Consider the following 14004-nt stretch of genomic DNA (forward strand, 5'->3'; position numbering starts at 1 on the left):
CCCTTGGACACATGGCGTGCGCCAGGCAGAGCGCGACCGACAGCGCCGACGGCTTCTCGAGGGTGAGGCAGAAGCCAAGAATGCAGCGGGTGGCCACGTCGGTGACGATCGTGAGATATGCCCGGCCGATGAACGTTCCGCCGCCGTCGACGACCTCGACGAAGTTGATGTCGGTGGGCGTGTGATCGATCTGGCAGACATCGAGCGGAGGCGCCGCATGGATGTATCCCGGCCGCGGTTTGAGCCGCTGGAGATGCTTCGGATTGGCGGACCGTTTCCTCGCGATCTCCTCGGGGCTGAACAGCCCGGTATCCGGCCGGCGACCGTGAGATAGGACGGAGCGGCCAAGCCGGCCTCTTCGCAGCGAGCGCGGATCTCGGCCACGACGGGAGCGAGCGGCGGAGCCTCCAGCACGAGCCACCGCTCTCGCAACGTCGTCGCAATGATCGCCTCGATGCCTTGATCAAGGCGCTTCTTGTGGCTGCCATCCGACTGGGGCAGCAGCGACGTCACGGTCCGATCGTTGCGGTAGCGCGCCAGTAGATTGTAGACTTGGCGGGTCGAGAGGCGCAGCTCGGCCGCGGCCCGGTTGATTGCCGCGCGTCTTGGCCCGAACCGTCGAGAATCCTGTCGAGCTCGCGAGCGAGACGACGTGCGCCGACCATGCTTCGTCGGAATGCGACGTGCCGGGTGCGGCTTTCCGGTTGTGCAATCGGTGCGGCAAATCGAGCAGTCAGTGAAATCGTTAGCGAAAAATCGGGGCTGTCGTAGCGCCTAAACCTAAACAACACCTGACTTTTCCCTGTTTGAAATCGGGAAGTAAAAGCGACAGCCACCGAGGTTTTGGCCCGCCTTGACGAGCGGCTGGCTCGTTCCCCCGTCCGCGACGGTTTTGTCGAGCGCCAGCACTTCGCCGACGCAGCCGCCGCGCTGTGGCTCGACGGCGAGCTCGTCCACCTCGAAGACCTCGTCCTGCACGACGCCCACATGGACATTCGCACCCCAACCCACGAACTCACTCGTGCGCATGCGGTGCTGCGTACCCGTCGGCGCATTTTTGTGCAGAAGCCGGACTGGGCGCTCAGTCGCGACGGTTTTTTGGCCCTGACCGGTCGGGACGGCGCTAGGCCTGCGGCGGGACAAAAAAGCCGGGAAGTGGAGGGGGCCAGCCCCATTGAGGCTGGTGGTCGGGATGACGCTGACGAGGATCTTCTGGCCGAAGAATTTGCCGAGATCGATATCGTACTGGCACGCTCGTCAAAGATTCTGAGCGGCGCCGACGTGCCGGCGAGGACGCCGCGTTCGGACGAGCGGCCGGACTTGATCTACGATCTCGACTGGAATGAAGAAGAACGGCTGGCCGAATGGCGGGATGTGATGGCCAGGACCGGCGATCTGCCGGTCATCCTGCGCGCCGCGGTCCTACTCGAAGCCTGGTCGGACATCGAGGTGCTGCAGCATGCCACGTGGCTCGGGCCGCTGTTCGTCGCCGCGCTGCTGCGGCAGGAGGGTCTTGCCGCCAATCATCTCGCCAGCCTGCAGCTCGGCGCCAAGACCATTCCACGAGAGCGGCGGCGGGCGCGCAATCGCTGGGATCGGTTGTTGGCTTTTGTCGATGCCATCCACGAGGCAGCGCTCGCCGGGTTGAAAGAGCATGACCGGCTGGTGATGGCGAAAAGCCAGATGGAACGGCGGCTGCGGGAGCGGCGCGTCAGTTCAAAACTTTCCGACCTGATCGAGCTGGTGCTGTCGCGGCCACTTGTCTCGACTGGCATGGTTCAGAAGGGGCTAAAAGTGACAAAGCAGGGCGCGCTCAATCTTATCGGCGAGCTCGGACTGCGCGAGATGACGGGGAGGGGAAGGTTTCGCGCGTGGGGCGTGTTATAGCGCGAAGTCAATCCGACTGTATTCCGTCCCAGTACACCCACCAAGCTCCAGCAGTGGCAGCGGCCGGTGTTGACCGACCGACGCTATGCGCTCGCACGTGAGCGCCAGGATACGTTGGATGTGATCGGCGCCTGCATTAGAGACGAGCGCGTAGTTGACGTGTGTCACGCGGAGTTCCTCAAGCATTCGATCAAGGCCGATACCACGGGAGGCGTCAACAACGGCGACAACCCAACGTCCTGAACGATCATGCAGGTGCCGTGTCTCCCGCGCTTTCCATGAGATGCCAAGCGAAGTAGCATTTGGTCATGGACGACATAACGGTGCAGAACGCTCTTAACGACTTCGAGAATCGGATGCTGGATGGGTCCGATGCCAATGCGGAATGGCCTCCGGGTGTCATTTCGCCCTCATCCTGAACCGACCCCGTATTCCCGATCGCCGCGGCTTCAAGTTTCACCGCCGACAATGTAACCATGCTGATCAAAGCTCACGCCAAACTCTGACGTTCACTAATCGTTCTTCAGCTCGGCCAAAATCCCAGCTTCGAGCCGACAGGCCCAAATAGCATGAGCCCTCTGCTTTCCCGACGACAAGCAATACTGTCCCTTGCTACCCGCACGATCTGAATCGCCTCTGGGCTGATGGAAACGGCTAGCTCTACGATTACAATTGCAGAACGGCCGGTAGAACGCGGTAAAGAGACGATATTTGGGAGCGAAAAGCCTTGTCGAATCGGCGGCAATGAGATATTCATCACTACTAACCGATTCAGAAGGCGAGTTTCTCGATATGGAACATTTTGCGGTTGTTCAGAGCATCATTCGGGCCGGCCTCGCCGGAGACCGCGAAGCTTTGGACAAGCAGGTGTTGCGCCTTCGCGAGCGTCTGGAAAAGGCTGGGGAGAGCAAGGATGCCGCCACGCTGGAAAGGCTTCGTGCTGCGGCACGCGACACGCAGGAAATGGCCCCCAGTCGCGTGGAGATGTCTCGTGGGCAGGTCGTTGGAGAAGTGCTTGAGCCAGGCGTGAACCCACCGATTGATCGAGAGACTGGCGCTCGGTTGTGCACGATCAATTTCCCGGGCGGAAACGGCCGGGCTCCCGTTCATGCGACCGTCGTTTTTGAGACGGTCGAGGGACTATTAGGGGAGTGGACCAACCAATCCGTGCTACAAGCCGTCGGCGTGTCGCCCACGCGCTCCCTGTTGATTTACGGGCCGCCTGGCTCGGGCAAGACCGTCACCGCCCACTATATCGCTGCTCGATTGGGCTTGCCGCTGATCACGGCGCGGATCGACGGCCTGATATCGTCGTTCCTGGGCACCACCGCTCGCAACATCGCGAACCTTTTTGACTTTGCCAACCGGTACGCCTGCGTCCTGCTTCTGGATGAGTTCGACGCTTTGGCGAAGCTCAGGGACGACCCGCAAGAGATTGGAGAGATCAAGCGAGTGGTCAACACCCTGCTGCAAAATCTCGATCTTCGGCGAAGTGTAGGCATTACGATAGCCATCACAAACCATGACAGACTCTTGGATCCAGCCGTTTGGCGCCGCTTCGAAACCCAACTCCACCTCGGTGAGCCGGACGAGAACGCCCGCGAGACCCTGATCGCGCGCTTCCTTCAGCCGATCGATGCGCCCGGTTCGACTCTAAGGGTGTTTTCATACTGTCTGGCAGGCCGCACGGGGGCTGATATCGAAAGGGTATGCACGGCCGTGAAACGGACACTGGCGCTCAGCGGCGAATCTCACGACGGACCGGGGCTATTCCACGCTTTGAGTTCTGTCCTGGCCCGTACGCCACATCATGATAATGTGCCTGCGCGGATCCTCGCGGCCGATCAGGAGGCATTCGTCAGCCTGATCGCAAATGATAGCGCTCTTTCGCTCAAGCAAACCGAAATCGGTGAAGCGACAGGATACGGTCAGTCACGGGTAAGCGACCTCAAGAAGTCGAAGCGGCATTTGCCACTGGTGGAGGCTTCGTATGCCAAATAACCCCGTTCAGATCATCCTGAATGACCGCGACTTTCATCAGGCGCCAGATCCGGGCCAGCCGCCTCGGAACAAAGACTTTTTCGAAGGCGCTGACAAGGAGTTCGTCGCGCACAGAGACTCGCTTCTGGCTGCGGTCGACCGGATCATCGACGAGATTCGTGAAAGCCCCTACGGCCCAGCCGCCTATCTAAGGATTCAGATGCGCAACGAGGCGCTTGCGAAATCGTACCGACCTGTCTGGTGGCTATTTAAGCCGGATCAGTTCCCTTGCGTGGGTGCTGACGCGGTGGGGACACTGTATTTTCGAGCACCATTGATCTATCTGAAGGCCCTGCGACAGCGGATTGAGAAGGCCGAGGCCACCGTCGAGATCAAATATAGGCGCGTGGATAACGAACCCTACAAGGCTCCGACCATCGCACGCGCCGAAGTTGGCGCCATCGAAACCATTGAGATCGCGCCTCCGGAACAGAAGCGAGCATTCTCCACCGCGGCAGCTCTGGCCGCCCTCGAGGATCCCCGAGCGGTCTCCGGATATCAGGTTGAGCTTTTCGAGACGCCGTACGAAAGAGTAATTGCCGACGATCCGATCGGGAACATCGCTCTTCGGCGATCGCTGGAACAGTTGCTGCTATCGCTAGGTCTCGGCGCGCGCAGCTATCTTGCCTTTGAGGTCGGTCGGACTCCTGTCTTGGAAGTTCAACTGACGACGCAACCCGTCGAAGCGCTGATCGACAACCTAACCGGAGTCGCGGGAAGCGATTCGGGTCTGGAGGTCACGACGTCCTCAATGGACTACAACCCCGAAAGACATGAGGCGGCCCTGACAGCACTCCAGAAGCATCCTCTGGTGCGCGCGATACTGCCACCTGTGTTGCTTGAACTGACCGATGACCGCTCGAAAGCCGGACCTGAGACGAGTGCGATGCCAGTCACAATTCCGACTCCGCAGGAGCAGTCCGTCTACCCGATTGTCGGGGTCATCGACTCTGGAGTGGCGCCAATTCTAGATGACTGGGTCGCTGGCAGGTTCGACTATCTTTCGCCCGGAGAATATGACGCAGCTCACGGCACCAATGTCGCGGGGTTGCTCACGATTGGGCAGGCTCTCAATAATTCGGCGGTCGCGCCCGAGGCGAATGGTTGCCATCTCTACGACATACCGCTCTATCCGAGCGGACCTTTTATGGCCCGATATCCCAGAGGCTTTTCCGACTTCCTGGAGGAGATCGAGCAGGCTGTCGCCCAGGCGAAGGCTGAGCGCGACGTTAGGGTGTTCAATCTTTCCATTAATGCGGTCGCACCGGTCGAGCGGCACCGATATAGCATTTATGCTTCGCGGCTCGATCAGATTGCGGATGCCTATGGCGTGATTTTCGTGAACTCTGCCGGGAATCTGCCACCCTCTCAGTCGCGTTCCGCCTGGCAAAAACGACCAGTCGACGTCATCAACTATTTCGCCTCCCGAACCTCGCCAGACACAATATTCAAGCCAGCCGAGAGCGTCAGATCAATCTCGGTGGGCGCTTTGAACCCTCCCGACACCGGTCAGATCGCAGACGCGCCGACCGTTTATACTGCGCGTGGACCTGGACTCCAGGTCGGCGTCAAACCCGATGTCGCGTGCTACGGCGGGGCAGGCGGGAGCGGACTTGGAAGGCCAACTGGGCTTTCGTCTGTGTCCTCCAAAGGCACCAAAGAGAGCGTAGTTGGGACTAGCTTCGCCGCACCTCTTGTCGCGCGCACCCTTGCGGGCCTCGACGTGGCCACGGAGGGTGGCCTGTCAGTCGATGCCCTCCGGGCAATGCTGCTTCATCACACGGCGATGCCAGAGCCGTTGACCAAGCGCGGTCTTAGGGACATCGGCCGGCAATTTGCGGGTTTTGGCACGCCGCGAGCCGTCAACACGATGCTGGAAACAGATGACCACCAGATCACCCTGCTTTTCCAGAGTCGACTCAGCATAGGCGAGAAGAAGCCGGTCATTCTTCGCTTTCCGTTCACGTGGCCACGGAGCCTGGTCACCGACGGGCGATGCTCAGGCCGCGCCAAGATCACACTAGTCTACTCGCCGCCTCTCGATCCGGCTTTTGGCGCCGAATTCGTTCGCGTCAACCTGGAAGCGTCATTGAAGCAACGTCAGGCCGAGCCCGCAGCCGATGGCGGCATCCGGTTCACCAACCAGATCGCGGCCCGCTACCTGCCGAAATCGACAAATCTCGCGATCCCTGAAAAGGCCCTCATCGATCACGGTTTGAAATGGTGGCCCTCGAAGCAATATGAGAGCACGTTCGCCGAGAACGGAAGCTCCTCTCAGTGGCGACTGGAGGTCACCAGCCTCGTGCGTGCTGAAGCGCAGTTTCCGGCGGAAGGGGTTCCTTTTGCCGTGGTCCTTACCTTGGAGGATCCGGACGGCGACCAGCCGGTCTTTGGAGAGATGCGCCAATGGCTTCAGTCGAGCAACGCAGTAGCGCAAGATGTTCGCACGGCAACAAGATTGCGGCCTCGTGGCTGATGCAGAAGGGCTTACGATCTCCGGCTGCAGTTACATTCTATTCCTTGGTAGGGTTGCAGATTTCTGAGGGGGGGGTGAATGTATAATCTCTTCGTATCGGGTAGGGAGGAGGAGTGGAGAGGCGAGCCTTGTATCCTCGATCTAACTCGCTGTGTCCGACATGGCGAGTATACTGACAAGCAGATCGCAGATCGTTTCGGTACTTTCGACGAGGCTGCGCTGGCGGAATTGAAACGCCTACCTTGCATCTTTGCCTATGAGGCGGGCCGCGATCTCGGCCCCAAGTTCGGCATCATCCGTGAAGTGACCGTACGCCAACGGCAGGCACGTATTGAGTACAAGATCATTACGATCGAGCCTTTTCTCACCGTCGCTGATTTCGACACTCTTAGCTTCGAGCTCGACATTGGCAACTGGGAAATGAATCGAACCCATTGGGCAGTGAAGGATGTCAATCTGCCGAAGGAGCTCCATGCCGCTCGCGGCATCTTACTCCCTTCCTGGACTCGTCAGGCGGCGAGAGCGGTCGACATTACCAAGCATGGGTTCGATGTCGGGCTCTCCTTTCCGGGCGAGGTCCGCGCCCTAGTCGAGCAGGTCGCGCGGGAACTTGAGGCTCGCATCGGCCCCCACGCCTATTTCTACGACAACAACTACGTCTCGCAGCTAGCGCGGCCGTCGCTCGACACGCTCCTGCAGGACATATACCGCAACCGTTCGAAGCTCATCGTGGTCTTCATCGGGTCCGACTACCAACGAAAAGACTGGTGCGGGGTCGAGTTCAGGGCGATCCGCGACATCATCATGGAGCGCGATCACCAGCGCATCATGTTTGTGCGCGTTGACGACGGCACCGTCGACGGCGTATTCAAGACCGATGGATTTGTCGATGCACGGCGCTTCGACCCCGCCCGGATCTCGGAGTTCATCTGCGAGCGCCTAGCGCTGATTGGCTAGCTTTCCCCAGCCAGTCAACACCTGGGCGAGATGGCGGACTTCAACCCACGCCGCAGTTCAACAACTTTCATTTGGAACCAGCTGTCGTCCCACCACTTATCCTTCGGCGCGGGCAGGATAAATGACGTTCCGTCCCGTTTGTTCCAGTCTTGAAGAAAATCGCAGTAAGCCTTGCAAAAGCTCGTCATGGCGCCGTCAACGAACTTCACGCCGGTCGTGTATTTCTTAGTAATTGCCTCGTCTAATCGCGCTTGAACGCACGGGCGACGCCGGCCGTGGCCTGCTCCAGCTCATCCGCCATGGTCGACGCATAACCGGAACTCTGGCGTGAGCGTCGGCCGCAGAACTGCGATATCGGGGAGTGCCAGGGTGCGGGTAATGCAGCCGGCGCTTCGCTTGCCAGCACCAATCCGACAGGCGGCATGATATTCATGCTCCGTTCGGTCTTAGCGTACGATTTTGAGCAGCTCTTGTTCTGACTCCTTCGAGCGCGCGGTCTGACAGGCCACAGCGATCAGCCGACGACGTTTGCCTCAGGTGCGGCGGGCTTCTTTTGTTCACGCCATCCGAAGGGAGTCCGATGGTTACGTCCGGGGAAGCCGCTCCAGATTGCCAATCGTTTTCCTGCTGAGCTGCATACCGCCCTATTCGGTATCGGGCCGGGATGCTTCTATTGCCAGCACATCCAAGGCCTCAATCTCCTGCATCACCTTTCCGGCGATACCCTGTAAGTCGCCGTACATCCCGACAGTCGATTCGATCACGCCTTGGATCTGGGCCTCCCGCTTGGCCCACAGGCGAGTTGTGGCCTTGCGTTCCTTGGCTAGATCCTCCTGCATATCAGAGAACTTTTCGACGATCGCCTCGACGCGATGGCGGAACCGGGGACCGGTCAGATATCCATAGACCTGCTCCATTTTGGTAGCCTGGCCGTCCTGGGCGAGGCGGGAGTTCGCCAGCTCGATGAGGGATTGCCGGAGCATGATGGCGATCGGCATCGCGCATTTGGGATGGGCGACATAGACGCCGTCAAGAAGATCGAAGGTTTCCACACCGGGAGGCAGAGCTTCCGAGATCATCAGCGCGATATCCGCTTTCGCAGCTCGTTGATCCGCCCTGAGCTTGCCGAGCCAACCCTGGCTCCAATTCTTGGTGCGTTTCGATTCCCACAAAATGGCGCCGCATGGCTGGCCCGCCGGTCCGACCACGCGGTGCAGGACATCTCCGCCGAACTCACCCTTGGCAACCGGTTCAATGATGTCCATTGGGAACCGGCTGGTAATGAGGGCTTCCAGCTCGAGCTCCAGAACTTCACCCTGCAGCTGCTGGGAACCCTGTTCCGCACGGCGCTTCAGCTCCTCAATCTGACGCTGCATGCCGGCGATCTGTTCCTCTTTCTCCGCGACCTTCATTTTGAGGCCGTCTTCGGCCTCGCACCTCGCCTTGACGCGAACGGCATCCAATCCCTCCTGGATCTTCCTTTCGATGGTCAGCGCCATCTCGCGCTTCTCGTCGTCAAGCGCACGCTGCTTTTTCAGGAACTCCGCCTGCTGCTGCTGGGCTTCGGTCAGCTTTTCGTCGCGCGCCTTCAACGTCGCCTCGAGCTCGGCAAGCTTCTTGTCCTTGTCGTACAGATCGACCGAAAGCAGCAATTTTGCCTTGCGCGCTTCCTCGACGCGATTCCGGCACGCTCAAGCTTAATTTGCTCAGCCACCTGGTTGCCGATGTCCTCTTTGGCGGCGGCGATCTCGGCCTGCTGGCGCTTAAGCTCCTTTTCTTTGACAGCCATCGAGGCGTTGCTCTGCGCCAGGCGCATTTCGTATTCTTCGCGCGTGGCGGCAATCAAAGGGGCCGCGAGCGATTCATTGAGCTTGATTTCCGTCTTGCAGCTTGGGCAGCGGATTGTCGGTTCATTGAGGATCCTGTCCCCCTGCAGCATGGTATTAGTGGGCCGGACGGTCATCTGCGCGCTGCCTCCTTGAGGAATCTGTTGAAGGACACGCCAGACTATATCCGCCAGGCACTTTCGGAAAAGAACAAAGAGTGAACTAACGAGTTATCCCCGCCGCAAAGCTAGGGGAGGCGCTTTATCTTGTGGAATGGCGCGCCTGCGCGAGCGGCGGGAGTGGCATTGGGATGGAGCCGGTCGAACTGCGCGGGATCAGCCTGGAGAGGCTGGACAAGGTGTTCGAGGCGATGAGGCCCATCAGCCAGGCAGGAAGCCGGCATGATCGTTGTCACGGTCACGGACCGGAGAACCCCTTCGCTGTGATCTTGCCCGGTGCTCCTAACATGCGATCCATTAATCCGTTGAAACCGCCATCCTCAAAGCTCCAGCAGCATCGGCTTCGGTTCATGACCTCCATGTATCTGTAGAACTTAGAGAGGTTTCGGCGTGGCAGCGGATCGTGCGTGAAGCGGCTATTGAGCGCGATCTTCATGGCTTCAAGATCGAAATACAGAGCGAAGTATGCACTCGGAAATGGCTTCGATCTACTAGCCCGCTCGTACAGCGCCAATGACCGCGAGAGCAGCCTGTTGATCCCGTGACTCTTGTAGACCGCAGCGGCCGTTGTGATCGCTGCCTGCCGCAAGCGCTGATGCCCGGGTTCGTCTGCCTCAGGGAATGATCGTGCAAGACTGACGGACCAGTAGATGGTCGGCGGCAGCAATAGGTCCGCCGACCGGCTATTCGGCATGGTTGTCAGGTCCAATTCAGTCAGCTCCGGGCCGCTGCGCCATTCGTGTGCTGTGCGTTCGTCGAACCCTCCGCGGCCAGGCTGCGTACGCTGCCAATTCATTTTCGTAGCCATCAGGTGCGGACCGGATCCAGTTCGATGATCCGCTTCCGCTTCGTCCCTGCCAGCCTGAACCCGCGGACCGTGATGTCGAGCGCTTTGATGGCCTTGTCGAAACCCTTGGGCATATGTTCGTCAGTCGGGACAACGAGAAACTTCGCGGCATTGCTGACAGCAGCATGCGTCACCAACTGCCCGATCGCGGTGTAGAGTTGCTGCCTGCCTACGCCCGTTTTGATCTCGTAGACTTCGGTGATCTTTCCCGCCCGACGCACGTAGCAGTCGATCAGCTGGGTGTTGTAGACCTTTTCGTCCGGCTTGCGCGCCGCATGCCTTTCGGCGACGACCATGTCGACGATCTCGCCATGATATGTCTCGTAAGCGAACGTTCCGCCGCGCCGGCCGCGCTTAGTTCCCGAGAATTCCTTGTCGTAGCTCTCGGCCTCTTCGACCCGCTTCTGGAGCTCGGCGGGCTCCAGTTCGCCTTCGGAAACGGCGTGCTTGAAATCCGCGACCTTGCTGACGTACCGCGCCAGGCGGCCGACGAAGCCCGCGTCAGACATGTTGCCGATGGGTATGGCCTTACGGAACCGACCGTCTTCGCAAAGGACCTCGACCATGCGCATGTTCGCCGAGATCAGGAAGGCCTCCTGTCCAATGCCGGGACGTCCGCCGCCGACCGCGCCATCGTGCATCAGGTGGACGTCGCCAGTCTCGTCGTCTTGTGCGAAGGCCCCGGCGACCTGCCAGCCGTTGGTGTCGGAAGGAACGTTGATCTCTACTGCAATGAGCTGCATTTTTCGTTCGGGCTCGAAGATGCCGAACGCGTTCCAGTATCTCGGGATCGTCGTGTCCTCAGGAGTTTTGCTGATCGAAGCCCAGAGTTCGCCTTCGCCGGCTGAGAATAGTTCGCGGTCGCGGTTGCCGCCCTTGAAGCCGATTCTTCGCGTCCCCTGTGACGGCAGCGAGTCCTTCACGATCTCCGCAAGTGTTTCCTGCGCAGCCTTCTTCGCTTTCGTCTCATAAATCAGCCTAAGCATGTCGTCCCCCGTTTTCCCCGACCTAAGCATTTCCATAGGGCGCACGCCATGTTGTCGACAGCGATCACTGTCCTGACTGGCCCGGATTGAGCGGAATAGTAGAAATCCAGATGAGCAAAGGTGCCGCGGTGCACATTGGCACATTGCGCGAATTCCAAACATTCGTTTGCTCCACGCTCTTGTCGCCGCGACGGAAGGTACGCCTCCGCGATGGCGGCGCCGATGCGACAGGTCGGCAGCAACGGCGCGGCGAATACAGTTTTTGGCTATAAGCTCCCGAGCACCTTCATAGCGGCTGTTCTGGGGTCGCCGTAGAAGATCGGGTCGACCTGTTCGACGATATCAGCGCTTACATCCAGGAAGTTTCGCTTATTCTCGATCGGGATGAGTGCGCGCTTTGCACCGTTGTCCTTCGCAACTTGAAGCGGCTCCGTGAGGGACCGAAGAGGTTTGATATTCCCCTGGACGCTCATGTCTCCCAACACCAGCAATGCGGGGCTGACAGGCGCTTTCCTGAGTGCGGAATAGGATGCCACAAAGAAGGCGACCCCAACTTCAGCCTCGACTCGATTGCCAAGCAGGTCGATTACCTCGACGTGTATGTCCGAAATGTCGAGATCGCGCGCAATGCCGAATTCCGTCTTTTTCGCCTGTACGTAGCTGAAAGCTCGCTGGACGGATTCTTTCATTGCACCGGCAATTCCGCCGGCCATCTTTAACTTCCCGGTTCCGCTCGATACTGAAACCTCCAAGCGGTAAAGGCCGACTGTTCCATCAGACGTTACGCCCGCTGTGTATACCGTCCCGGGAGAAAGCGGATCCATGGAGATTAGATCGCGTCCCCCTTGTTCGGGCACACCTACAAATTTTTCCTCTCCAGTCTCTTGGAGGGTGTAGCTGAACGATGTCTGATAATATTCGAAGGAGCCCATCTTCTTGAGCTGCTCCTTCACGCGGCGGCGTCCTTCAAGAGCCAACCCAAGGATTTCCGAGAGTTCTTCCTGGGTCACATCGCCGTGCGGGAGGTTCTTCCTCAGTTTGTGTGGCGCGGTGGTAGCATTCGTGCTCTCAGCAGTTCGGGGCCTGCCCTGCCATACATTGCGCGCTTGAGGGTCTTGAGGCGGTTGATCTGACCTTCGGCCTGTCCGTTGCTCCAGGGCAGCTCGATGGCGTTGTTGACGGCATCGATGTCTCTGCGCAAAACACGGGCGAACCGCATAATCGGGATGAGTTCGGAGTCGATTGCATCGTCGATCCAGGGGTCCAGTGTTTTCGACCTCTTGCTGCGAAGGAGGCCGGTTGAAGCGCATTGCCAGGCGTCGCATCTCGGCGAATGCGTCGGATCCCTGCTTCAGGGCATCGACTTTCCTTGCCTGTCGAGGCGTCAGCAGGCCTCTTGGCTTTATGCACAGCGCCGCGGCAACAACTGGCGAAATCGCGTGGCCGTTATCCGGATCTCGAACGGGTCCCAAGCTGAGCGCCATGGAAGGAACATCATCGACGCGCTCTCTTTCGGCCCGCCGCCAGGCTCCCAGCAGGCGCTCCAGATTGGAGAAGCTGCCGGTGTAGCCGCGCTGCTTGACGTCATGAAACAGATACCGTCCGCAGCGGTTCCCTTCCTTCCAGCATTGGGCAAGCAACGTTTTCAAAGTACCATGGCGAAGTGGGGTTCAATGCTGCTCGCCGCCTATCTGGCGGAGCCTTGAACTTGAGCCACTTCGCTACGCTTCGACGCTCATAGCCGGTCCGTCGTGCGATCTCGCTGTAAGACAGCCCGTCCTGGCGGAAGGCGTGGAGCATCTCGAATATTTCCTGGCGAGATTGCCTATGCGCGAGCCGGGCGCGACGGCGATGTGCCGCAGCGTCGACAATGGCGTCCTCGGACAGGATGGCTCCTCCTGAAGCACGGCCAGAAAGGCTCATCTGTTCCTCGATTGCCGTACGAAGATTCTGGACCAGATGAAACCGATCGGCCACCTGCCGGGCCTGCGGTGCGCCTTCACGGACGGCCTGCGCATACAGGCCGCAGCGGTCTCGGCTGACGACCTCGACGGAGGGATGGTTCCGCAGCCACCTGGCTGCACTATCGACACTTCGATCATCGAGAATGTCGACGACCGAGCGACGCTCGAGATCAACCATGATGGTCCCGTATCTTGTCGCTCGGCGCCAACTCCAGTCATCGATGCCGACCACCCGAATCTCGGAGGTGCAGTGAGTACCCGCGGCATCCCGCTTCAGTTGCCGCAGGATGGTGTCGTCACTGACCGGCATGCCGAGTCGTTGCATGAGGCGCTCGCCTGGACGGCCGCCGGCGCTATGGCCGAGCAGGCCGACAATTTCCGCGACCCTTGTCGTGCGGCGCGCATAAGGGGAAGCAACAGTCGGCAGTCGGTCGGTGAACGTTTGTCGCTCACATTTCTGATGTGCACATCGCCAGCGGCTCAGCAGGAGCTTCACCGTCACGGGCTTGCCCTGGACCGGCAGATCCTGAAGGTTGCGATTGGACCAGCCATGCCGACTTCGACTTCGCCGGCCACAATCGGGGCGACCGCGGGTCCGGCAGCGGAAACAACCCAACTGTGATCATCAGTGAGCGTGACACCCAGAATTCTGACCCCTGGGCCGGGCGACCATTTCGATTTCGTTCGCATGCCCCGCCCATAGCGATAGCGTCGCTAACAGCGGATGAACCACACAAATTGAGGAAGACCCTCATTGACTGCAAAGCGACACCAACAGCAACGGGTAATTTACTCGCGCGGTTTCGCGTTGATCACCCAGGACAACACACGAACCGCGCGCA

General features: G+C 59.6%; 8 protein-coding genes and 4 pseudogenes. 5 read left to right on the top strand and 7 right to left on the bottom strand.

The window, feature by feature from the left end; translation table 11 throughout:
• Both EN857_RS35230 and EN857_RS35635 read right to left on the bottom strand, forming a co-directional pair.
• Positions 1–724: pseudogene (locus tag EN857_RS35230) on the bottom strand (transposase); the annotation flags it as partial.
• A gap of 56 nt (positions 725–780) precedes the next feature.
• Positions 781–978, bottom strand: coding sequence for a hypothetical protein (locus EN857_RS35635; protein WP_281035924.1), 198 nt, complete (start codon positions 976–978; stop codon positions 781–783).
• On the opposite strand from EN857_RS35635, the pseudogene EN857_RS14090 reads away from it, so the two are divergent.
• From EN857_RS14090 to EN857_RS14105, 5 genes and pseudogenes are all read left to right on the top strand, one after another.
• Positions 886–1887: pseudogene (locus EN857_RS14090) on the top strand (RHE_PE00001 family protein); the annotation flags it as partial. The gene EN857_RS35635 and the pseudogene EN857_RS14090 overlap by 93 nt on opposite strands.
• A 69-nt stretch (positions 1888–1956) precedes the next feature.
• The gene (locus EN857_RS34705) at positions 1957–2130 is read left to right on the top strand and encodes a hypothetical protein (protein WP_189522814.1); all 174 of its coding nucleotides are present in this window, start codon (positions 1957–1959) and stop codon (positions 2128–2130) included.
• A 468-nt stretch (positions 2131–2598) separates the two neighbouring features.
• Complete coding sequence (locus tag EN857_RS14095) at positions 2599–3888, top strand: ATP-binding protein (RefSeq protein WP_245511306.1); 1290 nt, start codon at positions 2599–2601, stop codon at positions 3886–3888.
• The gene (locus EN857_RS14100) at positions 3878–6403 is read left to right on the top strand and encodes a S8 family peptidase (RefSeq protein WP_128187058.1); all 2526 of its coding nucleotides are present in this window, start codon (positions 3878–3880) and stop codon (positions 6401–6403) included. The genes EN857_RS14095 and EN857_RS14100 overlap by 11 nt, the downstream gene beginning before the upstream one ends.
• 78 nt (positions 6404–6481) lie before the next feature.
• Positions 6482–7360: a TIR domain-containing protein gene (locus EN857_RS14105; protein ID WP_128187056.1), complete on the top strand. Its 879-nt coding sequence runs from the start codon at positions 6482–6484 to the stop codon at positions 7358–7360.
• 644 nt (positions 7361–8004) lie between these two features.
• Here EN857_RS14105 and EN857_RS14110 read toward each other — a convergent pair.
• From EN857_RS14110 to EN857_RS14130, 5 genes and pseudogenes are all read right to left on the bottom strand, one after another.
• Positions 8005–9323: pseudogene (locus EN857_RS14110) on the bottom strand (DUF2130 domain-containing protein).
• Between the two features lie 280 nt (positions 9324–9603).
• Complete coding sequence (locus tag EN857_RS14115; RefSeq protein WP_128187052.1) at positions 9604–10074, bottom strand: hypothetical protein; 471 nt, start codon at positions 10072–10074, stop codon at positions 9604–9606.
• Between the two features lie 98 nt (positions 10075–10172).
• Positions 10173–11234, bottom strand: a complete 1062-nt coding sequence (locus EN857_RS14120; protein WP_135858782.1) for a hypothetical protein — start codon at positions 11232–11234, stop codon at positions 10173–10175.
• 230 nt (positions 11235–11464) lie between these two features.
• A complete protein-coding gene (locus EN857_RS14125; RefSeq protein WP_245511307.1) occupies positions 11465–12208 on the bottom strand; it encodes a S16 family serine protease in 744 nt (247 codons plus the stop codon).
• A gap of 23 nt (positions 12209–12231) precedes the next feature.
• Positions 12232–13852 (bottom strand): annotated as a pseudogene (locus EN857_RS14130) (ISL3 family transposase).
• Positions 13853–14004 lie beyond the last annotated feature (152 nt).

Origin of the sequence: Mesorhizobium sp. M4B.F.Ca.ET.214.01.1.1, from assembly GCF_004791545.1 — a bacterium.
Taxonomy (GTDB): Bacteria; Pseudomonadota; Alphaproteobacteria; order Rhizobiales; family Rhizobiaceae; genus Mesorhizobium; species Mesorhizobium abyssinicae.